We start from the raw sequence: 26,121 nt of genomic DNA on the forward strand, positions 1-26,121 counted from the left end.
AAATACGGTTGAGATCAGCATTGACTCCGAGTGGGGTGGACTCGGTCCTCTTGGCAAAAGCACCTTGAAGATAGTTCGCGACAAAAAAGGTTATAAGGCCGATGGCAAGCGAATTGAGACCGCGATGGTCGAGGCGTTTCTCGATGCTGTCGATGAGCCCGATGCCGAAAAGCCGACGATGGAAAGCGTCGGGATCTCCCAGGAATGGCTCGATTCAAATGCTCTGCCCGCGGCAAAAGAATACGCCGGGGGATTCATAGAACTGGCCGCCAAAAATCAAGTCGAGCTTTTTCTTTCCACTTTTCGCGACTCCCAGAAGATCAATGGCGAAGCCCTGATTGACTTTTTTCGCGGTGGCTGGACTGACGATTATCCGAGAATCAAGATCACCATTAGAGAAATCGACGGCACAACGATTGTCGTGAGTTCGGATTCGCAACCGGTTTTCATGCTGCCCTGGAGTATCGAACGCGGCGGCAAGAGCAAGGTTAATTACAACGCCCGAATCTCGCGCACTTTGTCGGCGCTCTTACCCAAGAACTTCACGAACCGCGAACGCATTGCAGGCGAAGGCTTTCGAGCCGAACTCGCGGAGCGAATAATGCGAATGATCGAGCCCGAATGGGAAATGCTCGACGCGGAAAACAAGGCGGGGCCGGCCCTCGCCGTCTTGAAAAGAGATTTCCATATCCTTTCGGCAGAAGTAAATTTTACACACGGACTCGATTTCGGAAAGGAATGGGTGAACGGGAACTCCGATGAGAAGAACCTTCAGGCGACGCTCCGGCCGATTGGCGAAAAGACCGTTTTGACCTATCGTCTGATTCTCGTACACAACAAAGGCGATGTGCTGAACCTCGATCTTTTTCAAGCCGATATCGGCAAATACCGCGAACTGGTTTTCTCCGTACCGTGGTTACGCGCGGCTATTGAAAGCGGAGGATACCCGGTCGCGATCCGTTTTGTGCGCGATGCATCGTTGAGCCCGAAAGCGCTCGAACGATTCATGGCTGACATGCAGAAAATCGGGCGACCGGAACTCGCGCTTGAAGTTGAAAAGAACCGTCGAGAGATAGCGCTGATATCGGTCGGCGGTGGACTGGACTACTACAACTCATATTGGCTCGTCATGCCCGACCATCGTGTCATCCTCTGGCGCTTTCGCTACACCTTCTTTTTTAAGTGGAAGGAGGCAGACTTCAAGGTTACCGAATGTTCCGGGAATATCCCCGCCAAATGCGTTGGCGCGGTGATATACCCAAACGGCGAGCTGGCGCGCTAGCTACAAAAGTTGGGACAATGGCTACCCGCTTTTCCCTAGATCACCATCTTCCCAAACACCACAGATTCTTCAGCCGTCACGCGCGTAACCGCGCAGGAAGACGCGGGCGCGTTTGAAAATGCGCTCAAGGCGATCGGCAAACTCTAGCCGCCGAGATTCGTGACGGTCGTGAATTCACGATCCGTGAGACGCGTCACCGAAAGCCGTCCTTGTTTGATGAGCATCATATTCGCCAGCGACGGTTCGGCCTTCATCGCGTTGAGTTCGACGGGATTTGCGAACGGGCCGACGGCTTCGATATCGACGCAGATCCAGGCCGGGTCGCTGGCCGTCGGATCCGGATAAGCCGCGCGGCAGACCTTTGCTTTGCCGACGACCGCTTTGACCGCGCCCGAGTGATAAAACAAAACCTCGTCGCCGACCCGCATCTCACGCAAAAAATTCCGCGCCTGGTAATTGCGCACGCCGGTCCACTCGGTCTTTCCGTCTCGAACCAGATCTTCGAACGAATAAGATGTCGGTTCCTGTTTTACGAGCCAGTAGTTCATAGCATTCAAAATAGCCGAAGCCTCTGGATTTCACAATTCGTCAGCGCGTCGGCTTTCCGCCGCCGGCTTCGATTTTTGCCGTAAAGGCGGATCGATGGACGGCAGCGATCTCATCAGACGTCCATTAACGCTTTGCCATTTCGGAATAGCTGGGAGTTGAAAGCGGATAGCTGATAATTGAGCGGCACTACCCAACTGCCGTCATTTCGATCAAAAATGAAGAGCCCCTCTGCCGTGCCGATCGCGATCGTGTTTGCAGTCATAGGAATTCACCGCCTATGATTGCAAATTATGTGCGGAAGAATATCACAAAAAGGCCGTCGCGCGGACTTTCGGGAGTTCATCTACAAGTTCGATCCGGGCGAGGATCTTTTCCGGCCGAACATCAAGCCGACGCAAACGGTGCAGATCGTCGTCAACGACGATCAAGAAGCGCACACGGTTGCGGCGAAATGGTGGTTTCAAAAAGAAGGCGGAAAGGAGTTCAGCACCGAATATACGACGTTCAACGCGGCCGCCGAAAAGCTCGAAAAAAGCTTTCTCTGGCGCGGCGCGCTGCACAAACGCCGCTGCCTGGTTCCGGTGACGTCGTTCTACGAATGGAACGTCAAGGGCGAACCGCCGCTCGAGATCGGAATGCCCGAACGCGATCGCCCGTTCGCGCTCGCCGGTTTGTGGAGCAATTTCTCGATCGAAGGCGTCCATTATCATTCGTTCGCGATCATCACGACCGACCCGAACGCGTTTATGAAACCGATCCACCGCCGAATGCCGGTCGTCCTCGGCGGACTCGCCGATCAGGAACGATGGCTCAACGAAGGCGGCGTTCAGATGCTCCTGCCATTCGAAGGCGAGTTGGTCGGCGAGAAGTTGGAGAATTCGTTGGAGAAGATGTATCCGTTGACTGATCAAAGTTAGATACGTTTTCGAAACAAAGGCCGATTGCAAGGGATTCCTGTTTGGTCTCTGATTGTAGGCCGGCTCTCATCACCATAAGCAACGACGTTCGCGTACGATGACGATGCCGACAGAACCATCCTGATAACGTTCCCAAACGGTGACACCAATCTCCGGAAATACGATGCTCGCCGGTTGACTGGTTCTTGACACAATTGCGCTCAGCGACTACTATTTAGAGTTTCGGCTCTAAAGGCCGAAGTGTCTCTATATGTTCGAATCGCTGTCCGACAAGCTGAAGAAGACGCTGAAGAATCTGCGTGGGCAGGGCAAGCTGACCCCTGAGCACGTCGATGTCGCGCTTCGAGAGATTCGGATGGCGTTGCTTGAGGCGGACGTGAACTACAAAGTCGCTAAGGATTTTGTCGAAGCGGTTCGCATCAAGGCCGAAGGACAAGAAGTTTGGCAAGACCTGAAACCGCACGAACAGGTCGTTAAGATCGTCTATGATGAGCTCGTAGAATTGTTCGGCGGAACGTCGTCGCGGCTCGTTTTCACGAAGCAGATCCCGAACGTCGTGATGATCGTCGGACTGCAGGGTTCGGGCAAAACGACCTCGACCGGAAAGATCTCTCGTTGGCTCGCGGATAACCAGGAGCGCAAGCCGCTGCTTGTTTCCGTCGACGTTTACCGTCCCGCGGCGCGCGAACAGCTGAAAGTCGTCGCCAACGCAGTTGGCTCCGCGATCTTTGAAGACAAGTCGACGAACGATCCGATGACGCTCGTGCGCGGGGCGATGAAGCACGCTCAGGAAGTCGGTTACGACACGTTGATGATCGATACCGCCGGCCGTCTTCATATCGACGACGAGCTGATGGTCGAGCTTGAGCGGATCAAGTCCGAAACGAAACCGATCGAAGTTCTCTTTGTCGCCGATGCGATGACCGGCCAGGACGCCGTTCGCTCGGCCGAAGAATTTCATCGCCGCGTCGGCATCACCGGCGTCGTGCTGACGAAAATGGACGGCGACGCGCGCGGCGGCGCGGCGTTGTCGATCAAACAGGTCATCGGTCAACCGGTGAAATTCGTCGGCGTCGGCGAGAAATACGACGCGATCGAGCCGTTTTATCCTGATCGGATAGCGCAGCGAATCCTCGGAATGGGCGACGTTCTGACGCTGATCGAAGAAGTTCAGGGCAAGATCGACGAAGAAGAAGCGCAGAAGCAGCTTCAGAAAATGACGAGCAATCAGTTTACGCTCGAAGATTTTCGCGCTCAGCTCGGTCAGTTCAAAAAGCTCGGTTCGATGTCGAAGTTAATGAAGATGCTTCCCGAGCAGATGCTCGGCGGGATGTCGATGTCCGACGAGCAATCGGTTGAGGTTGAAGCGCAGATGAAGCGCACGGAGGCGATCATCGACTCGATGACGCGCCAGGAACGCGTTAATCACCGCGTCATCGACGCGAGCCGCAAGACACGCATCGCCAACGGATCGGGATCGACGATCTCGGAAGTGAACCAGTTGCTGCGCCAGTACGAGCAGATGCGCAAGATGATGCAGCAGATGAATCGCGGCGGACTGCTCGGAAAGCTCGCCGGCAAGGCGATGGGCGGACTCGGAAGCGGGCTGAGCGGGCTGCTCGGCGGCGGCGGAAACGGAATGTTCGGCGGCGCGCCGTCAAACGATTTTGACAACGATTACGAAGAAACGCGTGAAACGTTGGCGAAAAAGCTGAAGAAGAAGAAGCGTCATAAGAAGAGGCGTTAGATTGGTTAATCGCTGATTGTTGATTGTTAATTGTTATTCGATTGGCGTCGGAATCATCGATAGATTGCTCACAAAATGGGGAAGACGACCTTTGAGGACTTGGAGGTCTATCAGCTGTCTGAAAAACTGGCCGATTTGATTTGGGAAATCGTTTCGAATTGGGACCACTTTTCGAAAGGCACGGTTGGTAAACAATTGGTCGAATCGTGCGACAGCATTAGCGCGAACATCGCCGAAGGCTGCGGACGTTTCAACTATAAGGATAATGGTCGTTTCATAAAGATCTCAAGGGGTTCGCTTTATGAAACAAAGAGTTGGCTTCGGCGAGCCTATCGGCGAAGACTCCTGACCGAAGCCGACGTTGATCGGCTGAAACCGATTTTGGACGAACTCTTGCCGAAGCTGAATGCGCATAAACGCGCAATCGACAAGGCGGCGAAGGACAACAATTAACAATTTTCGATCAACAATTATCGAATTCAAGAAAAATATGCTAGCAATCAGTTTAATGAGAATGGGAGCGACGAAACGTCCGTTTTATCGCGTTGTGGTCAAGGAAAAGCGCTCAAAGCGCGACGGAAAGTATCTTGAGAACGTCGGAACGTACAACCCGATGACCAATCCGGCGGAAGTTCTGCTGAAGCACGACCGCATTGAGTATTGGATCGGCGTCGGCGCGCAGCCGACCGAGACGGTTGCGAGCCTGATCAAGCACAATCCGAAGACGGAAGAGTAGTTTCAAGGTCCGGAATCCAGCTACGGGCTCGGCGTGACCGCGTGGAGTCTCGATTGGAATTCTTGACATTTGAAATTGAATCAAAATGAAAGAAGCCGTTGAAAAAATTGTGAAGGCGCTCGTCGCCAACGCGGACGCGGTCGAGGTGACGGAAAACTCCGACGGGAGAAACGTTCACATCGAGGTGCGAGTCGGCGAGGGCGATATGGGCCGGATCATTGGTCGTGAAGGCCGTACGGTCAAGGCGATCCGCAGTTTGCTGTTCTTTGCCGGACAGAAACACGGCAAGCGTTTTCAGCTCGATCTTGTCGACTAGTGTTTGGAAACGCAAACTGAAGTTTGAACTCCAAACCGATGAATGAAGACCTTGTTGCGATCGCCCGGATCGCCAAACCGCGTGGACTGCGCGGTGAGTGCGTCGCGGACATACTGACTGATTTCCCGGAACGATTCGCGGAAACGATCGAGGTCATCGCGGCGCTTCCGAACGGTGCCCGGCGCGATTTGAAAATTGAAGATGCGCGCTTTCAAAAAGGCCGCGTGAATCTAAAGTTTGTTGGCGTGAACGACACTGACGCTGCCGAAGAACTTCGCGGAGCAACGATCTGCGTTCCCGAAAGCGAGACGTTCGAACTGGAAGAAGGTGAGTTCTTTGACTGGGAACTTGCGGGTTGCCGGGTTGAATCGATCGACGGCGCACCCATCGGAACGGTACGCGAGATAATGCGCACCGGCGGCACGGAGATTCTCGTCGTTGCCGGCGAATCGAAAGAGTATTTGATCCCGTTCGCCGAAACGATTTGTACGGAAGTTGACGTTGAAAACAAGTTGATCCGGGTCGACGCGCCGGAAGGACTCCTCGAATTTTGACTGGAGCGCAAGCGTCCCGCTTGCCTTGAGCGCCTAGCGCGAACAGCCGCTGTCTTCGGGTCTGTCGAAATGAAGATCGATGTTTTAACAATCTTCCCCGAGTTCTTTTCCGAGATCTTCGATTTTGGAATCATACGCCGCGCGCGGGCCGCGGAGATTGTTGAGATCGGCATTCACGATATACGCGAGTTCACGCTCGACAAGCATCGCAAGGTCGATGATCGGCCGTTCGGCGGCGGCGATGGAATGGTTTTGATGGCGGAACCGATCTTCCGCGCTATTGAAAATTTAGTCGGAACCGCGGACCGCGCGAGGTACCCGCCGGGGACGCGAGTGGTTTTGCTTTCGCCTCAGGGCCGGACCTTGAGTCAATCGTTTGCAGGCGAATTGGCGGCGGAAGCGGAACATATCGTTCTTATCTGCGGACGTTACGAAGGCGTCGACGAACGCGTCAACGAGACGCTCGTCACGGACGAGATCTCGATCGGCGATTACGTGCTATCGGGCGGTGAACCGGCGGCGATCGTCGTCGTCGATTCGATCGTCAGGCTTTTGCCGAACGCGCTCGGCAGCGAGACTTCGGCCGGGAACGATTCGTTCGCGAACGGTTTGCTCGATTGCCCGCATTACACGCAGCCGCGAGTGTTTCGCGGGAAGGAAGTTCCGGAAGTTTTGCTCGGCGGAAATCACGCCGAGATTGAAAAATGGCGCCACGCGATGGCGCTTGAAAAAACAAGAAAGGTCAGACCAGATCTATTAAATTAAGGAGAATGGCTGAAAGTGAGTAGTCAAAGGTTTTTCGTGTAACCTGGGACGTTTCACCTCTCGCCGACAAACAAAATGAACCGTTTAGACAGCGTCGAACAGACACAGTTGAAGGAAAACATTCCTTCATTTCAGCCGGGTGATACCCTTAAAGTTCACGTCCGCATCAAGGAAGGCAACAAAGAGCGTCTCCAGGTTTTTGAAGGCGTATGCATCGCCCGCAAACACGGCGGCGCGCGCGAGACGATCACCGTCCGCAAAGTAAGCTTCGGGATCGGCGTCGAGCGCATCTTCCCGCTCCACGCGACGATCGTCGATCACATCGACGTCATTCGCCGGGGCAAGGTCCGTCGTGCAAAGCTTTATTACCTCCGTGATCTTCGCGGCAAGGCGGCCCGCATCAAGGAACGCGATTTCCGCAACAAAAAGAACAAATAGTCCGGTTTTGGGGAAGTTTGGTCGCCACGAACCGCGCGAATTACACGAAAGTGATTTTCGCGCGGTTCGTGGCCTTTGCATTTGGCAATGATGACCTCGGACCGGGGACTGCTCTTTCTTGATTGAGCTCTGCGGTCCTTCGATCGACAGCTTCGCGAATTCAACGCGGATTCACGAAAATGTCTTTTTGCATTGCGCCGCGCGATTAGTGATTTTATCTTATTAGAACGATGAACCTCGAACTGTTTCCGGAGCAAAATCCGCAATCGAAAATCGAAAATCGAAAATCGAAAATTGGCCGCGTCTTCGAGGACCAAGCTATAAGTGAGGGTTATCGGTTCATTGCCGGCGTTGACGAGGTCGGTCGCGGCTGTCTGGCCGGGCCGGTCGTCGCGGCGGCGTGCATTCTGGATCTTTCAAAACCGATTCCCGAATTTCTAAACGACTCGAAACAGCTTTCGGAAACGCGGCGTTTGAAAATCGACGGGGAACTCCGCGCGAGCGCCATCGCGTTCGCGATCGGCGAGGTTCCGGCAAGCGAGATCGATCAGACGAACATTCTTATCGCAACAATGAAAGCGATGCGGATCGCGATCGAAAAGCTCTCGCCCGCCGCCGATTATCTGCTGATCGACGCATTGCGGCTCAAAGAGATCCTTCTCCCGCAAAAGGCGATCATCAAGGGCGACGCGACATCGGTCTCGATCGCCGCCGCGTCGATCATCGCCAAAACCTATCGCGACAATCTGATGCGCGAACTCGCTTCGGTTCATCCCGAATACGGATTCGATAAACACGTCGGCTACGGAACGAAAGCACACTTCGACGCGATCCGCGCGCACGGCGCATGCGATCTTCACCGCCGAAGTTTTAAGGGAGTTGTCTAAAAACGTTGTCATCAACGCGATAATCTCGTTAAAATGTATTTGTGGGCTTTGAGTGGGATGAGCGCAAAAACCGATTAAACATTGAAAACCACGGAATCGACTTTACTGACGCTTGGTTGATTTTTGAAGGTCCGATGTTGGTCGGAATCGACGATCGTGAAGATTATGGGGAAATACGGCTTATTGGAATTGGTTATTTGAATGCCATCGCGGTGGTCATTGTTTTCACTGAACCTTCTCCGGAAAAGATCCGTGTTATTTCGATACGAAAGGCGATAAGATATGAACGTGAAAGATTTGAAAAGGCAATCACAAACCGACTGGACGAAACTTGATACTATGTCGGACGGTGAAATATCCACTTCTGACATTCAACCGCTTGAAGAGTCATATTTTGCTGAAGCCAAAGTGCGCTTGCCACACGGCAAAGTAAGCGTTGTCTTGAGTCTCGATGAGGAAACCAATGATTGGTATCAATCGCAAGGTACTGACTCACGGGAGTTGATGTCCGTCGCAATCCGCATTTACGCTGAAGCGCATAAAGAAATTCGAAGATAGGACGCGAGGACAGGCATGAACGGTTTTGATTGAAACGAAGTTGCGGAACTCCTCGCCAAATGCCACCGACGTTGCTGCATCTGCCATAAGTTTTGCGGAGTTAAGATGGAAACCGACCACATTATCCAAAAGGCTGATGGTGGCAAAGACGAGATTGAGAATGCGATTCCCGTCTGCTTCGAATGCCACGCCGAAATCCGCGCCTACAATCCCAAACATCCGAAAGGAAGAAAATTCACCTCCGAGGAGATTAGGCAACACAAGACTCAATGGCTTGAGATTTGCAAAACCAAACCTGAGATTCTTATGTCACCGATCGATTATCAGGTCGGACCGATTAACGCGCTCGTTGACGAACTTGATTTCAACGACCGACTAGCAACTGAACAATTTGGCGATTTCTTCTGTTTGTACAGAGATGAGCAATTTCGTGTAGCCGTTAGGTCGGGTTCGATCTCCATTTTGGACGATAGCGTCAGGAAGAAGATTTACAAAGCGTACATTCTGATGGGACGAGTAAATCAAGCCATTAACCGCGTAACAACTCTCAATCCAAACGAAGCCGGGACGCTTCCAGATGCAGCCAGAGACCTGATTTCGAAAGCGGAAATGCCGATTTCGGACGCCAAAATGAGCCTTGTTTCGTTTCTTCAAACGGAAGACTAGCCCACCAACTTATGAGATAAAGCCCCTGAACTTAGCCGGATCGATCTTGTACTCCGGAAAAACTTGATCTGGCTTTTTATTGGCAAGGTGATTCTGCGCAACTTCACCGAGAACGTCACGGAAATCGGTGGTTACCGCCAAATCGCGGCCCTCATAGAGATTCTCGGTCTTCAATCCTTTCCAATCGCCGTAAACCTTGCCGCCCCTGACGCCGCCGCCGATCGCGAACATCGCGTTGCCGTGCCCGTGATCCGTTCCGCGGCCGCCGTTTTCGCGGACCGTGCGACCGAATTCCGACATTGTCAGGATCAGGACATCGTCCATACGCTTGCCGAGATCGACCGTCAGCGCCGCGATCGACGCGCCGAAGTCACGCAGGAGATTTCTCAAAGTCGCAGCTTCGCCGGTGTGTGTATCCCATCCGCCAACTTCGGCAAACGCCGTTTCGAGTCCGATTTCAGCCTTGACCATTTGCGCGATCTGCATCAATGACCGGCCAAGCTGCGAGTTCGGATATTCGGCTCCGTTTTCCGGCTTGAACTGGGAAGGATTCGCCTTTTTGAGATAATTCACCGCTTCGAAAGTCTCTTTCCCGGTCTCGCCGAGACTGTCCTTCGAGTTCTCCTGATAAATGTCTTCGAATCCGCCCTGTACCGAACGCGTGTATGCGCCGGCCTTGATCGAAAAATCGGCGAGATTCGTCATCGAGATCGTCGGATATCGCCCCATCAGCGTCCGCGGCGTCTGCTGCGCCAGAGCGACGCCCCGAAACGCGCTGTCGGCCTTGCCCTGCGAAGTTTGCAGCAAGCGGTTCATCCAACCGTCGCGCGTTCCCTTGTTGCCGGGCGTGCCCGATTCCATATAGTCCTGCGCATCGAAATGCGAACGCGTGTTGTTCGGCGAACCGGCCGAATGGATCACGGCAAGTTGCTTCGATTTCCACAATGATTCAAAAGGTTTGAGCGACGGATGGAGTCCGAAAAAGCCGTCGAGATCGACCGCGCCGTCTGTCTTTCCCGGCTTTGGGATCGCGATCGTCCGCCGCGCATCGTAGTACGCCGGATCACCGAACGGGACGACCATATTCAATCCGTCGACCGCGCCGCGCTGAAAGATAGTGATCAGGATCTTTCGTTTCCCGCGCGGGTCGCGCAGCGTTTGCGCGTTCGCGAACTGCTGCAAAAACTCCGGCGCCGCCGCCATAAGCCCAAAACTCGCCAGAGCGATGCCGCTCGATTTCAGAAAATAACGTCTTTCCATAATGCCAACCTCGAAGTATATGTGAATCGGGCTGAAACTGCGTCAGCAATGAATAAGACGCGCCGAATTTTGGATTAGTCGTTTTTATTTTTGGTGGTTTGTCCGAGACTCTTTTCTCGGCTATAAGTTAGAATCGAAATATGCGCGAAAAACTCATTCAATTAATCCTTGAGCGGCTCGACCGCGATGCGGACGCCATCAAGGCGGACTTTCACGCCGAAAAGGGCATCAAGACGCATTTCACGGCAATCGACGATTTCTTTCCGGAGGACGTCGCGCGCGAGATCTTCGAGGCGTTTCCGCCATTCGAAAAAATGCGTCTGCTCGACAGTTTTCGAGAAAAGAAATACACGTCGAAGGACTTTGACAGTTTCAATCCGCTGATGAAGGACGCGACGTTCGCGTATCAGGACGAACGCGTCGTCAAACGCGTTGCCGAGCTGACCGGGATCGTTGATCCGAAAGGCGACCCGCATCTTTACGCCGGCGGCCTCAGCGCGATGGCGACCGGGCATTTTCTGAATCCGCACCTCGACAACTCTCACGATTACGAGCAGAAATACTATCGCGTTTTGAACTTGCTTTATTACGTCACGCCCGATTGGAAATCGGAGAACGGCGGAAACCTTGAACTTTGGGATGAAGAAGTTACCAAGTCGATCGAGATTCCAAGCCTGTTCAACCGACTCGTTCTGATGGGAACGAACGACAAATCGTATCACTCGGTCAACGAAGTGAAGGCCGACGGCGCCCGTTGCTGCGTTTCGAACTACTACTTCTCGCCCCATTCGCCGAACGGTTACGAGACATCGCACGTCACCTATTTCCAGGCGCGCCCCGAACAAACCGTCCGCCGGCTGGTGACAAAGGTCGACAGCGATATCCGCACGGCGCTCCGCAAGATCATTCCAAAGGGTTTGAGCAAGAAAGACATCTACGAAGGTGAAGACGCAAAGTGAAGTAGATGAGCCCAAAGCGCCGGCGCACGGTCGGTTACAAGATCGGATTCGTCCCTTACGCGAGCAAGACCATTGGGGAAGCGAAAAAACCGGTGGCCCCCAGATTACTCAGCAGCGATTTTTGCCCGCGAATCTTCGCCAGTACGAATAGAAATCTGGACCAAAAGCGCGGCGAAAAGAGGCCGGTTTCTTGAAATTGGTCAATTAGGCGGGCCAAGATTTTAAGAACGGTTTGTTCGTGCGGGTTCGGACAGAGTCTCGCCGATTCGCGGGCAAACTTTCTATTGATTGATCCGGGTTGATTAGAGTGACGGAGACCATTAGCTTCCAAATTCGATTTTTCGTTCTCGATACCTCTGTTATCATTGGACTATGAGCACGAGAGGAACCACAGTTGCTGAAACGCGAGCGGTTCTTGCCGGTATTCTACTGATCGGCCTTCTGTTTTCGTGCAGCGAAGGAATCAGGCTCTTGCCGTTTTCAATTGGCCCCGACCGTGGAACCCAAACAACCGTAACCGAAAACGGCGGTTTTGAGTATTCTGAAACCGTTCTCCGGTTCGGCGGTTCATACGCTGAATCACAAGGCAAATCGAAGAATCAACGACCGGCAAATTCGTTGGCGGTGGCCGAAGTTTCATTGGAAACGCCGCATCTGTCAACGGACGCAAAATCTCAAAGTCGAAATACTGTCCTGCAATCGCGGGTTCGCCTTCATCCCAGGTTTCAAATCGGCATCACGCGCGCGCCGCCTTCCGTTTGACTTACGACAGATTAACCAAATCTTTCTTGTCTTAGTCATTCGGAGGGAAAATGCACACACCAATACTCTTTGAGGATTTGCTGATCATTCTACTGGTTTCAGTACCGGTCGCTTTTGCTTGTCTGCGGCTGAAACTTCCGCTTCTAGTCGGCCTGATGCTGACCGGAATCGTTATCGGTCCATACGGCCTCGGCCTCATCAAGGAACTCGAAGCGATCGAGGTTCTCGCCGAAATCGGCGTGATGCTGCTACTGTTCACGATCGGGCTCGAGTTCTCGTTGACGCGGCTGCGCGAAATGAGAAGACTCGTGCTCGTCGGCGGCGGTATGCAAGTGTTGCTGACAGTTGCGATCACGACCGGGATCGCGTTCGGGCTGGGCCGAGAATTGGGCCAATCGGTTTTTTTCGGTTTTCTCGTCGCGCTTTCAAGCACGGCGATCGTTCTCAAAAGCTATATTGAACGACGCGAAGTCGATTCACCGCACGGTCGTGCCGGCGTCGGAATCTTGCTCTTTCAAGACATCAGCGTCGTACTGATGATGCTCTTTCTTCCGATCCTCGGCGGCAAAGAAGCACTGACCGTCGGCGCGCTCGCGAGATCGCTCGGCGGATCGTTGCTCGCGTTGGTCGTGATCGTCGGGCTTTCGGCCTTGTTGATTCCAAAGATTCTCCGGCAGGTCGGAAAGCTGCGCAGCCCGGAAGTCTTCCTGCTGACCGTCGTTCTGCTTTTCCTCGCGATCTCGTTCGCGACGTCGCAATTCGGGCTTTCGCTCGCGCTCGGAGCGTTCATCGCGGGAATGGTCCTCTCTGAATCGGACTACAGCCATCAGGTAACGGCCGACATTCTCCCGTTTCGCGACGTTTTCAACAGCATTTTTTTCGTTTCGATCGGACTGTTGCTTTCGGTCGGCGCGCTTTGGGCAAACCTCTGGAACGTACTCGGATTGGTCGTTTTCCTGTTTGCGCTCAAGTTCTTGATCATCTGGGCAGTGGTCTGGTTTATGAGGTTACCGCAGCGTGTGGCGGTAATGACTGCACTCGGACTGGCCCAGATCGGCGAGTTTTCCTTTATTCTCGCAAAGGCCGGCAAACCGTTCAGCTTGCTGTCGGAATCCGATTATCAAAGCTTCCTCGCGGCGTCGATCATCTCGATGCTTGCGACTCCCTTTTTGATCGCCGTTGCACCGCGCCTTGGCTACTTCGTTCAATCGTTTATCGCCGACAAGCCTGACAAAGACCTTATCGGGCACGACGATGAAGAGATTCACCTGACGTCGAGCGGCGGATTGAAGAATCACGTAGTAATCGTCGGTTACGGTTTGAACGGGCGCAACCTCGCGCGCGTGCTGCGTTCGGTCGGTATTTCGTATGCGGTGCTTGACCTCAACGCGGAAACGGTCAGCCGGGCCAAGGCAAAAGGCGAAAAGATCAATTTTGGCGACGCGACGCGACGCGAAGTTTTGCATCACGCCCACATCGACGAAGCGCACGCGCTGGTAATCGCGATCTCGGATCCTGACGCCGCCCGCCGAACCGTGAAGCAGGCGAGGGAGATGAATCAAGGGATTTACATTCTGGTTCGGACGCGCTACACATCCGAGATCGGTGAATTGATGAAACTCGGCGCGAACGAGGTGATTCCGGAGGAATTCGAAACCAGCATCGAGATCTTTTCGAGGGTTCTTCAGTGCTACCGCATCGACCGTTTAACGATCGAGAGTCAGATCGGAAGGATTCGCAGGCAGGGTTATGAAATGCTGCGTTCGCCGTCATTGCCGCAGATCGCCGTGGCCGACCTCGATTCCGTGCTTGAGTCGGCGACGACCGAGTCAATCAAGCTTCGGCCGGGTTCACCTGTCATCGGAAAGCGTTTGAGCGTGGTGAAACTTCGCGAAAAGACCGACGTCACGCTGATGGCCGCGATTCGCGACGGCGAAACGATGATCGGTCCGGGCCGTGATTTCGCCTTTGCCGCCGGCGATATTCTGGTTTTGTTCGGCAAAAACGAGAAGATCGAAGCCGCCGTCACGCTGCTGCAGGGTGAGGAGAACGAGAACGGTTTCAACCCGTGATATCTTCCGTTAGCCGGGCGCGTGGCAACGTCATGTCAGAAATCCCGGAACTACGCTGTCGTGGCCAACCAATCGATTTGAACCCGATTGCGCGATAGGAGTGTTTTGCGCCCGCGAAACGTGTCAAATCGCAAATCAGGAGCTTTGAAAAACCGACATTAAGGAAACAGATCGCTTTTCCTCCACGGATGAACAGGCGGGATGGGGCGAATTTGTTTGATTCAATCGAGATCGAAGAGGATTTCAAGCAACGCTCGGTTCGAAGTATCCTCTTCCATCCGATCTATCTGTGTTCTGGCAGAAACGGCGCCCGGATCGCCGCTGAATTGGTTTTTCAAAGCTCCCAAATCGCAAATCGCAAATCTAAAATCGAAAGTCTCCGCTCCATTTGGTTCGCGTGTAGGCGACGCGAAACCCGTTCTTTTCGGCGTTTCGCTGCGATTGGCTTCCGGGAAGCGCGCCCATCGTGGCGATCGTGCAGCCGTTTTCGACGGCGAACCTGAGGCGCGCTTCAAGAAGTGCGGACTGCGCCCCTTTGCGCCGTCCTTCGGGAACGGTGCTGGCGCCGGCGAGGATCGCGACGCCGTCGTAAATGAACAACATCCCGGTTGAGATCGGAACTCCGTCGAGTTCCGCAAGAAACGGGAAGCCGCCCTTGCAGTTTGCGCTGATCGTGCCGAATCCGAACATAAACTCTTCAAGCCCCTCGGCCTCGGTCGACCAGCCGCGCGCCGACGTTCGCGCCCAAAGTTCTTCTTCGCCCGCCCGGGTGATCCGCGTCGTGACTTTCGGGCTAGTGATCGGGTCCCAGAGGTTTTCACCATTCAATTCCTGATACATTACGCTTGTCAGCTCGATCGGCCGGTAGCCGCGTTCGTAGAGCGTTGCCATTAATTCGGCGCCGGCCAGCGGCGAAACTTCGTGGTGGACCGGCGCGCCGCGGTCGGTGAAGAACGTTTCCAGCTCTCCGAGTACGGCGGATGTGACCTCACCGAACATTCCAAGTCCGAACGTTTGCGTGATCGGTGATTCGATTGCATCGAACATCGCGTAGGTTCCGCCAATGTCGATCCAAGCCGCCCCGCTTTCGGGCTCCAGCGACGCACGCGCCTCGACAAACGCCGCGTTCGCGCGCGCTTCTGTCCGTTCCAGTCGTTTTGAGAGTTCAATGTCCGAGAAGACCATAAGTTACTTATCCAATTCCTTCCGCAGCCAGTTCTTGGCCATCGTCCAGTCAAGCCGGACCGTCGCGTTCGAAACCCCGAGAACGGCCGCCGTTTCATCGTTCGAAAGTCCCGCGAAATAACGAAGTTCGACAATTCGGGCCTGTCGCTTATCGAGTCGTGCGAGACGATCCAGGGCCTCATCGAGCGCGACGATGTCCACCGGTCTCTGAGGCGAAGCGATCTGAAGCGCATCGTCGATCGGAAGATCCTCGGCCACGCCGCCGCGTTTGTCGCGCTTGCGTTCACGAGCGTGATCGACGAGTATGCGCCGCATCGCCGTCGAAGCGATCGCGTAAAAGTGGTTGCGGCTCTGCCACTCGATCTCGTTAAGTCCGACGAGCTTGAGATAGGCCTCATTTATCAGATCGGTCGTCTGCAGAGTATGCCCCTGACGCTCGTTGCGAAGATACTTTGAAGCCTTGCGATGAAGCTCGGCGTAAACAAGCGGCATCAATTCATCGAGCGCTTCGCCGCGCCCGTCGCCCCAATCTTTCAGCAGCTGAGTTATCTGTTCGGCTCTGTCCACGTCCGAAATGATAGCACAGCGTCGATTAGCGTTTTCAACTCGTTTCGTCGCCTTGAGAAGTGAAGATCAGATTTTGGAGGTAGAGATGCAAACATCATTCAGATTCATTATATCGATAATTGCTTTCGGATGCGCCGTGTTTTCGGCGGCCCGCGTCAATGCGGCTTCCGTCACTGAAGTTTTTGTGCCCGGAACGAACGGTGGACCGAACGGATACTACACGATTCCGAGGATCGTACTGCAGCCGGGCGACATCGTCACGGTCGAGGGACTAAGCGGTGCCGTCGATTTCGCCGCCGGAAATCACTATGCGGCCGAGGCCAACGGGGTCGGCGATTGGTGGTATATGGCGCTTACGCCCGATGGCCTCGGCCGCCAATACTGGGAGAATCCTTACAACTACTTGCTCATCTATTCGGGCGAGTGGGTTGAGGGCGTCTCCGATCCGATTCGGACGGTCGGTCACGCCGGCCTGTTTCTGCCGGCCCAACCCGGAACGACCGCGCAACCGATCGGGACCGGTTCGAAGACGTTCACTTTCGCCGGCACGTCACCTCAGTTTCTGCGGCTCGGTATCAACGACGGCGTCTGGCAGAACAACGACGGGCAATTCCGCGCACGCGTGACGATCGCGCGTCGTTCCGTCGAGTTCGCGTCGGGCTCGGTGGCGTTTGACGAAAACGCCGGAAACGCGTTGATCACGGTCAGTCGAAGCGATGCCGCAACCGCGATGAACGTCAATTACGCGACCTCGAACGGGACCGCGACCGCCGGTCAGGATTACACCGCCGCGAGCGGGACGCTAAGCTTCGGGATCGGTGAGACGAGCCGGACTTTCATTGTGCCGATCACGAACGATTCCGCGGTCGAATCGAACGAAACCGTGAACATATCGCTTTCGGCTCCGACCGGTGGTTTCGGCGTCGGCACGCTTCAATCGATGGTCCTGACGATCAACGACAACGACACGACGAGCAACAATTCAGCGTTCGTGACGCAGAACGTTCCGGCGAGGATGTACGCCGGCGAGCAATACGAAGTCATGGTGGCTTTCAAAAACATCGGCACGACAACCTGGACGGCGGGCGCCTACGGATTGTCGTCGCAGAATCCTCTCGACAATATGACGTGGGGAATCAACCGTGCGTTTCTTTCGACAACTACTGCGCCCGGAGAGACCGCCTTTGTAACCTTCAACGTCGCCGCGCCCGCCGTGCCGGGGATCTACAATTTCCAATGGAAGACCTGGCAGCAAGACGTTGCGCATTTCGGCGCGTTCTCGCCGACCGTCGCGGTCGAAGTGATCGCCAAGCCGACGGCGACCGTGACTGATGCGATCACGATCGAGGGTGATTCCGGTCAAAAGGAGATGGTCTTTGTCGTCTCGCTTTCGGAGCCGATGATCGATCAGGGCTTTGTCGATATCGCAACGGCGAATGGAACGGCGATCGCGGGATCGGATTATTCGGCTTACAGTCCCCGGTTGATCTTCGCCGAGGGACAGAACAGTTTCACCGTCAGGATCAACATTCTCGGCGACACGGCGATCGAAACCAACGAAACGCTGTTCCTGAATCTCTCGAACGGATTCCATATCACGATCGCCGATCCGCAGGCGCGCGGCGTCATTTTCGACAACGAACGGGCCGCAATCGCCGACGCGGATCGGGATGCGAAGAGTGACTTCTGGCAGTTCAGGCCGTCTGACGGCAACTGGTACGGCCTTTCTAGCCGAAATTCAAACTCGTTTTTTACGGTTCATTTTGGCCAAGCAGGCGATATTCCCGTCGGCGGCGACTATGACGGTGATGGCTATTCGGACTTTGCCGTTTGGCGACCTTCAACGGGCGTATGGTACGTCTACAGAACGTCAGACGGACAATTCACTTCGTTTCAGTTTGGCATTTCGACCGATATCCCGACTCAAGGGGATTTTGACGGTGACCGCAAGACGGACTTTGCCGTTTTCAGGCCGTCCAGCGGAAACTGGTATTTCCGGTTCAGCGGATCGGGGTACGTCTGGTCCGAGCAGTTCGGAATCAACGGCGACGTTCCCGTCAAGGCTGACTTCGACGGTGACCGCCGGACCGATGTTGCCGTCTTTCGACCGTCGAACGGCACTTGGTACGTCCGCAAAAGCCGGGATTCGCAATACCTGATCACACAATTCGGCGCGAACGCGGACAAACCGGTTCCGGCCGACTACGACGGGGACGGAATCGACGATCCGGCGGTTTGGCGCCCATCAACCGGCGTTTGGTATCACCTCAAGAGCAGCCTGAACCACAACTCGTTCGGCGCTTTCCAGTTCGGTTTGAGCAACGATACTCCCGCGCCCGGCGACTTCGACGGAGACGGAAAGTGCGATTCCGCGGTTTTCAGGCCTTCGACCGGCACTTGGTACGTCTGGCAAAGTTCGTCGTCTTCGATGGCGGTCCGAAACTTCGGATTGAACGGCGATGTTCCGATCGCAAGTCGATGGACACAATGAAAAAAAATAGCGTTTTTGAATCGAAACGTCGCCTTACTTATCGGAGCAGTAATTCCAAGAAAACAGAAAAGGAGAAAATCAATGAAAAACACAATTACGGCAATTATCATCGCATTATTCGCATTCTGCGGCACGGTTTTCGGTCAGACGACACAAAGCGACGACAGCAAGGCTATCGTTGCCCTGATGAATCAGTTCGGCGCCACTTGGTCCGGTGGCGATCTGAAGGCATTCGGCGATCTGTTGACCGACGACGTTATCCACGTCAGCCCGTTCGGTGACCTGACGGTTGGCAAGACTGAGGTCGTGAAGTTAATGCAATGGGTTCACGACGTTCCGAACAAAGGCAAGAAATTCGAGGTAACGACGAGTGACGAAACTCTCAACTTTACCGGAACGAACTCGGCGGTCCTTACGTGTCGCTTGAAGTTCCGGAATGACAGTGCCGAGAAACATCCGGATGAGCGGTTCACGGCGGTGCTTGCGAAAGTCGGTAAGGATTGGAAGGTCGCCCAATTCCAGGTGGTAATGATCAGCGAACCGCCGATGCGAATGAAATAGAGTCGTTGATACAAAAGGGCCGCGCAACCAACGCGGCCCTCAGCCACTTGCAATCGGACCGAATTCCCATATTATTCAATTGAAATCAATGGAAGACCCAACCCGCATCGATCCAGAATCTGAAACCGGTCGCTGGCGAAGAATCAAGGAGATACTCACCGGAGCGTCGGCCTTGAGCCTCGAGGAGAGACGTTCGTATATAACCGATGCCTGCGCCGCCGATGATGACCTTAAGAATGAGGTTGAGCGGCTTCTTAAGTCGCTGGACGAAGGCGACAGTTTCCTTGAAACTCCGGCGATCGCGAATGCGCCGAGCGTTTTCGAAGAGAAAGCGACGCGGATCGATGACAACACCGACCGGATCGTGACGAACAGCGACGGCTTCGTCGCCGGAACGATTCTCGCCAACCGTTACCGGATTCTCGGACTTCTCGGAAAAGGCGGAATGGGCGAGGTTTACAAGGCTGACGACATCAAGCTCGGACAGGTCGTCGCGTTGAAGTTCCTTCCGGACCGCCTTGAGCGTAACGCGTCGGCGCTTGAGAGATTCCACGCCGAGGTCAGAACCGCGCGGCAGGTATCGCATCCCAACGTCTGCCGCGTTTTCGACATCGGCGAGATCGACGGTCGTCACTTTCTTTCGATGGAGTTCATCGACGGCGACGATCTTTCTTCGCTTTTGAGGCGAGTCGGGCGATTGTCGGCCGAACGCGCGGTCGAGATCGCGCGCGAACTCTGCGTCGGCCTCGCCGCGATCCACAACGCCGGAATCCTTCATCGCGATTTCAAACCGGCAAACGTCATCATCGACGGCAAGGGAAAGGCCCGGATCACGGATTTCGGAATCGCCGGAATCGAAGCCGAAATCGCGAATGATCGTTTGCGGGTCGGTACGCCGGCCTATATGTCGCCCGAACAGATCGCGGGCAAAGACGTCTCGGCCAAAAGCGATATCTACGCGCTCGGTCTCGTCCTTTATGAGATATTCACCGGCAAGCAGGCGTTTGTCGCCGATTCGATTCCCGAACTGATTCGCAAACATCAGACGGAAACACCGACCAATCCTTCGGAATATGTGAAGGGAATCGACCCGTTGGTCGAGAGCGTGATCGCGCAGTGTATCGCCAAGGACCCGAAAGATCGTCCGGCAACGGCGCTTCACGTGGCGATGGCGCTTCCCGGCGGAAACCCGATGCAGATCGCGCTCGATGCAGGAGAAACCCCGTCGCCGGAAATGGTAGCCGCATCGCCGAAAAGGGGCGCAGTTTCACCCCTGATCGCCGGGGCTCTTCTCGCCGGTGGAATCTTGATGCTCGTTTTTGCCGCAATCGCATCGATGCGAACGAGCGCGCAGAATTTGATCCCGTTCTCGAAACCTCCTGAGGTAATGTCAGAGAGGGTGAACGAGATCGTCACGCGATTCGGATTTTCGGACGTTCCGGCCGAACGGTTTTCACGATTCCGGGTCGACTTTTCGTACTCGGATTACATCCGTGAAAACGCGTCAAAGGAAGACTGGGAAAAGATATCGACAGGACAGCCGCTTGTGTTTGTGTTCAATGAGGAACAAAGCCCCCGGTATTTTGATGTTTATGCGGTCGGAAACGGTATGTGGACCAACGGGCCGTTGGCGGCCCCCGGAATGCGATCCGTTACGCTCGACACCCGTGGGCGTCTGATCGCGTTCAGCGCCGTGCCGCCGAAATTCACGCCTGAGTCGGTCGATTCAATAGTCGACTTTTCGGAAGCATTCAGATTCGCCGAGCTCGATTTTTCGAAGTTCAAAGAGGTCGAGCCGAGGTGGACCCCTCCGAGCGGATACGACACGCGAAAGGCTTGGGAAGGGGTGATGCCCGACCATCCGGAGATCGCGCTTCGGGTCGAGGCCGCAGGGTTTCAGGGCAAGGTCGTCTTCTTCCGATTGGTTTATCCGTGGACAAAAACAAGCGTCGCCCAGATCGATGCCTACACGACACGGGTTTGGATCGCGATGTCTTTGTTCGCCGTGCTGGTCGTTCTTACGGTCGCCGCCGCGGCATTTCTGGTGCGGAAGAACCTAAAGTCAGGAAGCGGCGACCGAAGCGGGGCGTTCAAGACGAGTTTTGTCGTCTTCTGCTCGATCTTCCTCGGCTGGTTCCTTTCGATGGGCCACGTTCCGGCGTTGATGCCGGAGCTGGGGCGGTTCGCTCACTCGATCCGGGTCGCACTCTTCGCGGCGGCCGCAACGTGGCTTCTGTATCTCGCGCTCGAACCGTTCGTCCGTCGAAACTTGCCTGAGCTGATCATTTCTTGGAACCGCTTGCTCGCCGGCGATTGGCGCGATCCGTTGGTCGGCCGCGACGTCCTGATCGGAACCGTCTGGGCGATCGTTCACGTTGCCTTGATCCATGCGGCCAACCTCTCTGCGGCGGCGAGCGGGAGCGATTACGAACCGATGATTAATGATAGTTCGCTGATATCGCTTCTCAGCAGCTCGTCGATGATCTTCTCGGGAATCGGATTGGGGGTTGCCGGCGGTTTTCTCGTTATCTGCTTTTTCGTCTTGATATTTTTGATCCTCAGACGCTTCAATTATGCGGCGCTGGCCTTCTTCCTGATCGTCACGTCGGTCGATGTCGCTGTCTACGGACGTTCGCTGCCGGCGGTGCCGTTCTTGGTTGTGATTGGTCTTTTAGGATGCCTGGTCAATTTCCGATTCGGCCTGTTGGCGACCGTCGTTTCGCAAGTGGTAGTGTTTTGGTTGGTTAACTCACCTCTGACCGTACACGTCGGCGCCTGGTTCGCGGGTGATATGGTTGCCAAATCGGTGTTGGTTGCGATCTTGCTCGCGTATGGCTACAAGACCTCGATGGCGAACAACGCGTTGTTCGGACGTGATCCGGTCCGGATCTGATCCGCCCGTGGTCGTCAGATGAAACTCAGGTTGATTCTTCAAGCCGAAATTTCCAGAGCATTCGCCGTTGCGGTTCGTCGAAAACGTACTCGCCGTCGGCGACACGCCAGTAGCCCAGAAACTCCCACCTGTTGACGCCAAGTTTGCAGAACAGCGGAACAGCGTGACCGGACTCAATCGCCGCGAGCATCGCTTGATTCGATTGATCGGGTTTTTGGTCGCCGCGTCGGCCTGCGCCGGTGTAGGAAATGACAGCGCCGTCATTTTGAAAACGGTCCTGATACGGCGGATTGATCTTTCCGAAATCAGTCAGTAGTGAAACAAGGTGTCCGCCAACGTGGAATATGCCGTTCCGCGATTTGTGGACCCGCGAGATTTCCGACCACGAGAATTCGCGCCCGATGTCGTCCGTTGTCAAAAAACATCCATTCGTTTCATCATTTCCGCCGCTTATACTTGACACAATTTCTTTTGATGCTAAAATCGCAATCGCTTCCCCAATTCTAATTGGTAAGTACTTTACCGGATCATAAGGGTCACAACCAGAAAATCATACATCGAATCGCCGCGCAAACGCTCTGCGCGACGGTGTTCTCGGATCATTTCGGCTTGATATTTTATCGGCAAACTAAATTCCCAAGGAGAAATAAAGCGTGAAGAAATTGTTAGGTATTTTGGCTCTTGCTTTTTTAGCGGGCTCGACATTTTTTTTGATCACCGGAAGTGTCGGCGCGACGAAACCGATCTTCGGACAGGGCGGCGACGATCTTGAAGTCGCCAAACAGATCAGTCTCGGCATCCTTCGCGATCGCGCTGCCCAGCGCGCGATCGGGAACGTTGACGAGTTTCAGATCCAGAAGGTCGAGGTCGATCAACTGAAGATGGCGCACACCCGCGTTCGTCAAACGGTTGCGGGCGTTCCGGTTTGGGAGGGCGAAGCGATCGTCCACCTCAAATCCGACGGTGCCCTTTCGACCATTACGGACGATATGAAGGAATCGCTCTATGTCGATACGAATCCGACGATCAATGAAAAGCAAGCGGTCAATTTGGCAGTCGACGCGTATCGCGGACGCGCCAAACAGTCCGAATCACCGACGATCGATCTTTGGGTTTATCGCGGGGAAACACGTGACCATCTCGTTTATCGCGTGACGACGCCGCGAATCGACGGTTCGGACGAAACTTCGGTCCCGGTGACGTTCATCGACGCGCAAACCGGCGAAGTCGTGATGCAGTTTGACAACCTCCAGACCGGATCGGGAAGCTCGCTTTACAGCGGCACGGTAACGATCAGCACGACCTCTTCGGCCGGAACGTTCTATATGGAGGACACGACCCGCCGTCAGGGCACGTTCAATATGAACAGCACCGGAAACGAAACGACCGGAACGGGCGGAACGCAATCGCGATACACCGATACCGACGACGTCTGGAACACGACCATCCAGCGCGCCGGCGTCGACGCGCATTACGGAGCCGCAAAAACCTTCGACTATTACCAGACAGTTCATGCCCGAAATGGAATTGACGGAAACTACGGTCCGGGAACGACGACATCGGCCGTCGGCGCGATTCCGCTCGTCGTGTCACGCGTTCATTTCGGAAGCAGCGGACGCTACAACAACGCCTTTTGGTACAACAACCAGATGTCATACGGCGACGGCGACGGAACGACTTTTACGCCGCTGACGACGATCGACATTTGCGGTCACGAAATGACCCACGGCGTTACCGAACGAACCGCTAATTTGACCTATTCGAACGAATCGGGCGCGCTTAACGAAGCGACTTCGGACATTCTCGGTTCGATGGTTGAACTCTACGCGGACGGCAATGTCGTCAGCGCGGACACTTGGAAGATCGGTGAAGATGCCTACACGCCGGGAACGGCCGGCGACGCGCTTCGCCTGATGAATAATCCGAACGCGGTCGGCGATCCGGATCATTACACCCTTCGCTACACCGGAACGGCCGACAGCGGCGGCGTACACACGAATTCGAGCATCGCGAATCACGCGTTCTATCTGATCGCAGCGGGCGGCACGAACCGCGTCAGCGGCGTCAACGTTCCGGCCATCGGTGCGACGGACGCGGCGAAGATCTGGTATCGCGCGCTTACCGTATATATGACATCGGGCACGAATTTCGCGGCCGCCAGAACCGCGACGCTCAATGCCGCAACGGATCTCTTTGGTTCGACGAGCGCTCAATACACGTCGTATGCAACGGGTTGGTGCGCGGTCGGTGTCGGTACCTGTCCGGGCGGCGGAACTCCTACGCCGACTCCTACGCCGGGTGCGAATCTGCTTGTCAACGGCGGTTTTGAAACCAGCCTGACGCCGTGGGTCAAATCCGGCACCGGCGCGCTCTACACGGCAAACGGCGCCGGGCCGCACGGCGGAACCGGCTACATCTATTTCGGAAACGCGAACAGCCGTACGGGTCAGACCTATCAACAGGTTGCGATTCCGACTTCGGCGACCGGAACGCTTTCGTTCTGGCTCAACGTGACTTCGGCGGAAACAACGACCACCACGCAGTATGACAAGTTGTTCGTCGAAGTTCGAAACACGTCGGGCACGCTGCTCGCAACGCTTGCGACGTACAGCAATCTGAATAAGACGTCATCTTCGACGACTTATTCACAAAAATCGCTGAACGTTTCGGCGTACAAGGGGCAGACGGTCAGAATTCAATTCCGAACGACGACCGACAGTTCGCTGATCTCGACGTTCAAAGTGGATGACGCGGTCTTGCAATAAAGCCGCAACAAACCAACACGCAAAAATGGGAACGGCCTTTCGAGGGTCGTTCCCATTTTCGCAAAGTAAGATAAGTTCGTTGTTGCCGCAAATCAATACCTTTGTCGGTAAATGGTTCAAAACGGCGAATCGAACGGTCATTCAATGGCGACGAAGTCGATATCGACCGCATTTTCGTTGACCATCAGTACTCTTTCCGATTGGGCAAACGTGAATCTCCTGGCATTGACCCGGATCACATAGATGTTTCCGACCTCAACTTCATCGAACCGAAACGAACCGAAAGAACCGGTTTGAACGCGGCGCGTCACGCCTTGTGAATCGGTCAGCAGAACTTCAGAGTTTCGAATCCCCAAACCATCGGCTGTCGTGATCCGTCCACCGATCGAAACCGTCGCCGCTGTCGGGACTATCGACGGTGACTGAACCGAAACGCCGTCGACTTCGGCTCGCCCCGGACCATTAGTCAATCCGCCGATGGTCGAGTTATATGTTCCGCCGAATCGAATCCTGATCGTCTGGCCTGCGTACGCCGAAAGGTCGACCGTATGAGTCACCCAGCCCGAGTTGTAGTTCGCGCCGCCGTTCGCCGTGAACGTGTAGAGCGTTTGCAGCACGACATTTGACGTGTTCAGTACTTGCACACGCCAGACGTTCGAACCGCAGGCGGGGACAGAACAAAATGAGCTCAAATTCGATTGGATCTTATCGGACCACTGAACCGAAGCCGTCTGGGCAGCCGGAAGTACCACTTGTTGCTGGATATATTCGGGATTATTGGTTGTGTTGCAGCAAAATCCGCTCCAGGCGCTTCGTGTGCCGAAGAGAGGTGATGATGTCGTTATTCCGCCGGTAGAGCCGTCACCGCCTCCGGCTGCCGTGACTTGCCACGGATACCATCCGCTTCCGGTCGTTGTCGCGGTCCACCCGGTGAAATTGCCGGTTTCAAATCCACCGTTTACGATCAGTTCCGCGGCATCGACGGAAGCCGCAGCATTGAAGAAAATGGCAATTGCGGTTGCAAGGACCATCAACGTCTTCTTCATTCTTGAATCCTCCTTTTTTGCTTTCCGGATTTGTCCGGAAGGCTGAATATTTCGTGGGTTGTCAGTGTTAATGCTCGATCGCTCTGATTCCTTTCATGCTAACACAAAAAAAAAGCCCCCTCTTTCGAAGAAGCTTTTTCGGAAA

26 protein-coding genes are annotated in these 26,121 nt (G+C 54.8%); 19 read left to right on the plus strand and 7 right to left on the minus strand.

Annotation, left to right across the window (positions count from 1 at the left end; genetic code table 11):
- Positions 1 to 64 precede the first annotated feature (64 nt).
- A complete protein-coding gene (locus IPN69_06210; protein ID MBK8810314.1) occupies positions 65 to 1,282 on the plus strand; it encodes a hypothetical protein in 1,218 nt (405 codons plus the stop codon).
- A 143-nt stretch (positions 1,283 to 1,425) separates the two neighbouring features.
- Here the strand turns inward: IPN69_06210 and IPN69_06215 are convergent, their stop codons facing one another.
- Positions 1,426 to 1,830: an EVE domain-containing protein gene (locus IPN69_06215; protein ID MBK8810315.1), complete on the minus strand. Its 405-nt coding sequence runs from the start codon at positions 1,828 to 1,830 to the stop codon at positions 1,426 to 1,428.
- A 113-nt stretch (positions 1,831 to 1,943) separates the two neighbouring features.
- Complete coding sequence (locus tag IPN69_06220; GenBank protein MBK8810316.1) at positions 1,944 to 2,093, minus strand: hypothetical protein; 150 nt, start codon at positions 2,091 to 2,093, stop codon at positions 1,944 to 1,946.
- Positions 2,094 to 2,121: 28 nt separating this feature from the next.
- Here IPN69_06220 and IPN69_06225 point away from each other — a divergent pair, with 28 nt between their 5' ends.
- From IPN69_06225 to IPN69_06280, 12 genes are all read left to right on the plus strand, one after another.
- Positions 2,122 to 2,748 carry an SOS response-associated peptidase gene (locus tag IPN69_06225; GenBank protein MBK8810317.1) on the plus strand — a complete coding sequence of 209 codons (627 nt, stop codon included), beginning with the start codon at positions 2,122 to 2,124 and terminating at the stop codon, positions 2,746 to 2,748.
- A gap of 250 nt (positions 2,749 to 2,998) precedes the next feature.
- A complete protein-coding gene (ffh, locus tag IPN69_06230) occupies positions 2,999 to 4,495 on the plus strand; it encodes a signal recognition particle protein (GenBank protein MBK8810318.1) in 1,497 nt (498 codons plus the stop codon).
- Between the two features lie 75 nt (positions 4,496 to 4,570).
- Positions 4,571 to 4,948, plus strand: a complete 378-nt coding sequence (locus IPN69_06235) for a four helix bundle protein (protein ID MBK8810319.1) — start codon at positions 4,571 to 4,573, stop codon at positions 4,946 to 4,948.
- Positions 4,949 to 4,985: 37 nt separating this feature from the next.
- Entirely contained in the window at positions 4,986 to 5,231 is a 246-nt protein-coding gene (rpsP, locus tag IPN69_06240; protein MBK8810320.1) for a 30S ribosomal protein S16, read from the plus strand.
- Positions 5,232 to 5,316: 85 nt separating this feature from the next.
- A complete protein-coding gene (locus IPN69_06245) occupies positions 5,317 to 5,547 on the plus strand; it encodes a KH domain-containing protein (protein MBK8810321.1) in 231 nt (76 codons plus the stop codon).
- A gap of 38 nt (positions 5,548 to 5,585) precedes the next feature.
- Positions 5,586 to 6,101 carry a 16S rRNA processing protein RimM gene (gene rimM / locus IPN69_06250; protein ID MBK8810322.1) on the plus strand — a complete coding sequence of 172 codons (516 nt, stop codon included), beginning with the start codon at positions 5,586 to 5,588 and terminating at the stop codon, positions 6,099 to 6,101.
- 69 nt (positions 6,102 to 6,170) lie between these two features.
- A complete protein-coding gene (trmD, locus tag IPN69_06255; GenBank protein MBK8810323.1) occupies positions 6,171 to 6,866 on the plus strand; it encodes a tRNA (guanosine(37)-N1)-methyltransferase TrmD in 696 nt (231 codons plus the stop codon).
- 75 nt (positions 6,867 to 6,941) lie between these two features.
- A complete protein-coding gene (rplS, locus tag IPN69_06260; protein ID MBK8810324.1) occupies positions 6,942 to 7,304 on the plus strand; it encodes a 50S ribosomal protein L19 in 363 nt (120 codons plus the stop codon).
- 230 nt (positions 7,305 to 7,534) lie between these two features.
- Positions 7,535 to 8,191 carry a ribonuclease HII gene (locus IPN69_06265; protein ID MBK8810325.1) on the plus strand — a complete coding sequence of 219 codons (657 nt, stop codon included), beginning with the start codon at positions 7,535 to 7,537 and terminating at the stop codon, positions 8,189 to 8,191.
- 41 nt (positions 8,192 to 8,232) lie between these two features.
- Positions 8,233 to 8,526 carry a BrnT family toxin gene (locus tag IPN69_06270; protein MBK8810326.1) on the plus strand — a complete coding sequence of 98 codons (294 nt, stop codon included), beginning with the start codon at positions 8,233 to 8,235 and terminating at the stop codon, positions 8,524 to 8,526.
- A gap of 4 nt (positions 8,527 to 8,530) precedes the next feature.
- On the plus strand, positions 8,531 to 8,749 hold the full coding sequence (locus IPN69_06275; GenBank protein ID MBK8810327.1) for a hypothetical protein: 219 nt from the start codon (positions 8,531 to 8,533) through the stop codon (positions 8,747 to 8,749).
- 105 nt (positions 8,750 to 8,854) lie between these two features.
- On the plus strand, positions 8,855 to 9,415 hold the full coding sequence (locus IPN69_06280; protein ID MBK8810328.1) for an HNH endonuclease: 561 nt from the start codon (positions 8,855 to 8,857) through the stop codon (positions 9,413 to 9,415).
- A 9-nt stretch (positions 9,416 to 9,424) separates the two neighbouring features.
- Here the strand turns inward: IPN69_06280 and IPN69_06285 are convergent, their stop codons facing one another.
- Positions 9,425 to 10,675: a DUF1501 domain-containing protein gene (locus tag IPN69_06285; GenBank protein MBK8810329.1), complete on the minus strand. Its 1,251-nt coding sequence runs from the start codon at positions 10,673 to 10,675 to the stop codon at positions 9,425 to 9,427.
- Between the two features lie 140 nt (positions 10,676 to 10,815).
- Between IPN69_06285 and IPN69_06290 the strand changes: the two genes are divergently transcribed.
- Positions 10,816 to 11,634, plus strand: a complete 819-nt coding sequence (locus IPN69_06290) for a 2OG-Fe(II) oxygenase (protein ID MBK8810330.1) — start codon at positions 10,816 to 10,818, stop codon at positions 11,632 to 11,634.
- Between the two features lie 812 nt (positions 11,635 to 12,446).
- The gene (locus IPN69_06295; protein MBK8810331.1) at positions 12,447 to 14,468 is read left to right on the plus strand and encodes a cation:proton antiporter; all 2,022 of its coding nucleotides are present in this window, start codon (positions 12,447 to 12,449) and stop codon (positions 14,466 to 14,468) included.
- Between the two features lie 363 nt (positions 14,469 to 14,831).
- Here IPN69_06295 and IPN69_06300 read toward each other — a convergent pair whose 3' ends face one another.
- Together IPN69_06300 and IPN69_06305 are read right to left on the minus strand one after the other, a co-directional pair.
- Positions 14,832 to 15,653 (minus strand): GNAT family N-acetyltransferase, encoded by an 822-nt coding sequence (locus IPN69_06300; protein MBK8810332.1) that lies wholly within the window; start codon positions 15,651 to 15,653, stop codon positions 14,832 to 14,834.
- 3 nt (positions 15,654 to 15,656) lie between these two features.
- On the minus strand, positions 15,657 to 16,220 hold the full coding sequence (locus IPN69_06305) for a sigma-70 family RNA polymerase sigma factor (protein MBK8810333.1): 564 nt from the start codon (positions 16,218 to 16,220) through the stop codon (positions 15,657 to 15,659).
- An 85-nt stretch (positions 16,221 to 16,305) separates the two neighbouring features.
- Here IPN69_06305 and IPN69_06310 point away from each other — a divergent pair, with 85 nt between their 5' ends.
- From IPN69_06310 to IPN69_06320, 3 genes are all read left to right on the plus strand, one after another.
- The gene (locus IPN69_06310) at positions 16,306 to 18,711 is read left to right on the plus strand and encodes a hypothetical protein (protein MBK8810334.1); all 2,406 of its coding nucleotides are present in this window, start codon (positions 16,306 to 16,308) and stop codon (positions 18,709 to 18,711) included.
- Between the two features lie 81 nt (positions 18,712 to 18,792).
- Entirely contained in the window at positions 18,793 to 19,272 is a 480-nt protein-coding gene (locus IPN69_06315; protein MBK8810335.1) for a nuclear transport factor 2 family protein, read from the plus strand.
- A gap of 88 nt (positions 19,273 to 19,360) precedes the next feature.
- Positions 19,361 to 22,165, plus strand: a complete 2,805-nt coding sequence (locus IPN69_06320) for a serine/threonine protein kinase (protein MBK8810336.1) — start codon at positions 19,361 to 19,363, stop codon at positions 22,163 to 22,165.
- A gap of 25 nt (positions 22,166 to 22,190) precedes the next feature.
- On the opposite strand, the gene IPN69_06325 is transcribed toward IPN69_06320, so the two are convergent.
- On the minus strand, positions 22,191 to 22,628 hold the full coding sequence (locus IPN69_06325) for a hypothetical protein (GenBank protein ID MBK8810337.1): 438 nt from the start codon (positions 22,626 to 22,628) through the stop codon (positions 22,191 to 22,193).
- A 247-nt stretch (positions 22,629 to 22,875) separates the two neighbouring features.
- On the opposite strand from IPN69_06325, the gene IPN69_06330 reads away from it, so the two are divergent.
- Positions 22,876 to 24,930, plus strand: coding sequence for a M4 family metallopeptidase (locus tag IPN69_06330; GenBank protein ID MBK8810338.1), 2,055 nt, complete (start codon positions 22,876 to 22,878; stop codon positions 24,928 to 24,930).
- A gap of 137 nt (positions 24,931 to 25,067) precedes the next feature.
- Here the strand turns inward: IPN69_06330 and IPN69_06335 are convergent, their stop codons facing one another.
- Positions 25,068 to 25,976 (minus strand): carboxypeptidase regulatory-like domain-containing protein, encoded by a 909-nt coding sequence (locus tag IPN69_06335; GenBank protein ID MBK8810339.1) that lies wholly within the window; start codon positions 25,974 to 25,976, stop codon positions 25,068 to 25,070.
- Positions 25,977 to 26,121 lie beyond the last annotated feature (145 nt).

The sequence above is a fragment of the Acidobacteriota bacterium genome (assembly GCA_016715115.1).
Lineage (GTDB): Bacteria > Acidobacteriota > Blastocatellia > Pyrinomonadales > Pyrinomonadaceae > JAFDVJ01.

What these genes read in the sequence shown, in the direction of transcription:
- IPN69_06220 (MBK8810316.1), bottom strand. Translation starts at nt 2,093, where the DNA reads ATGACTGCAAACACGATCGCGATCGGCACGGCAGAGGGGCTCTTCATT.
- IPN69_06320 (MBK8810336.1), top strand. Translation starts at nt 19,361, where the DNA reads ATGGAAGACCCAACCCGCATCGATCCAGAATCTGAAACCGGTCGCTGG.
- IPN69_06280 (MBK8810328.1), top strand. Translation starts at nt 8,855, where the DNA reads ATGGAAACCGACCACATTATCCAAAAGGCTGATGGTGGCAAAGACGAG.
- IPN69_06285 (MBK8810329.1), bottom strand. Translation starts at nt 10,675, where the DNA reads ATGGAAAGACGTTATTTTCTGAAATCGAGCGGCATCGCTCTGGCGAGT.
- IPN69_06335 (MBK8810339.1), bottom strand. Translation starts at nt 25,976, where the DNA reads ATGAAGAAGACGTTGATGGTCCTTGCAACCGCAATTGCCATTTTCTTC.
- rplS (MBK8810324.1), top strand. Translation starts at nt 6,942, where the DNA reads ATGAACCGTTTAGACAGCGTCGAACAGACACAGTTGAAGGAAAACATT.
- IPN69_06265 (MBK8810325.1), top strand. Translation starts at nt 7,535, where the DNA reads ATGAACCTCGAACTGTTTCCGGAGCAAAATCCGCAATCGAAAATCGAA.
- IPN69_06300 (MBK8810332.1), bottom strand. Translation starts at nt 15,653, where the DNA reads ATGGTCTTCTCGGACATTGAACTCTCAAAACGACTGGAACGGACAGAA.
- IPN69_06275 (MBK8810327.1), top strand. Translation starts at nt 8,531, where the DNA reads ATGTCGGACGGTGAAATATCCACTTCTGACATTCAACCGCTTGAAGAG.
- rimM (MBK8810322.1), top strand. Translation starts at nt 5,586, where the DNA reads ATGAATGAAGACCTTGTTGCGATCGCCCGGATCGCCAAACCGCGTGGA.
- IPN69_06245 (MBK8810321.1), top strand. Translation starts at nt 5,317, where the DNA reads ATGAAAGAAGCCGTTGAAAAAATTGTGAAGGCGCTCGTCGCCAACGCG.
- ffh (MBK8810318.1), top strand. Translation starts at nt 2,999, where the DNA reads ATGTTCGAATCGCTGTCCGACAAGCTGAAGAAGACGCTGAAGAATCTG.
- rpsP (MBK8810320.1), top strand. Translation starts at nt 4,986, where the DNA reads ATGCTAGCAATCAGTTTAATGAGAATGGGAGCGACGAAACGTCCGTTT.
- IPN69_06290 (MBK8810330.1), top strand. Translation starts at nt 10,816, where the DNA reads ATGCGCGAAAAACTCATTCAATTAATCCTTGAGCGGCTCGACCGCGAT.
- IPN69_06310 (MBK8810334.1), top strand. Translation starts at nt 16,306, where the DNA reads ATGCAAACATCATTCAGATTCATTATATCGATAATTGCTTTCGGATGC.
- IPN69_06295 (MBK8810331.1), top strand. Translation starts at nt 12,447, where the DNA reads ATGCACACACCAATACTCTTTGAGGATTTGCTGATCATTCTACTGGTT.
- trmD (MBK8810323.1), top strand. Translation starts at nt 6,171, where the DNA reads ATGAAGATCGATGTTTTAACAATCTTCCCCGAGTTCTTTTCCGAGATC.
- IPN69_06215 (MBK8810315.1), bottom strand. Translation starts at nt 1,830, where the DNA reads ATGAACTACTGGCTCGTAAAACAGGAACCGACATCTTATTCGTTCGAA.
- IPN69_06225 (MBK8810317.1), top strand. Translation starts at nt 2,122, where the DNA reads ATGTGCGGAAGAATATCACAAAAAGGCCGTCGCGCGGACTTTCGGGAG.
- IPN69_06315 (MBK8810335.1), top strand. Translation starts at nt 18,793, where the DNA reads ATGAAAAACACAATTACGGCAATTATCATCGCATTATTCGCATTCTGC.
- IPN69_06235 (MBK8810319.1), top strand. Translation starts at nt 4,571, where the DNA reads ATGGGGAAGACGACCTTTGAGGACTTGGAGGTCTATCAGCTGTCTGAA.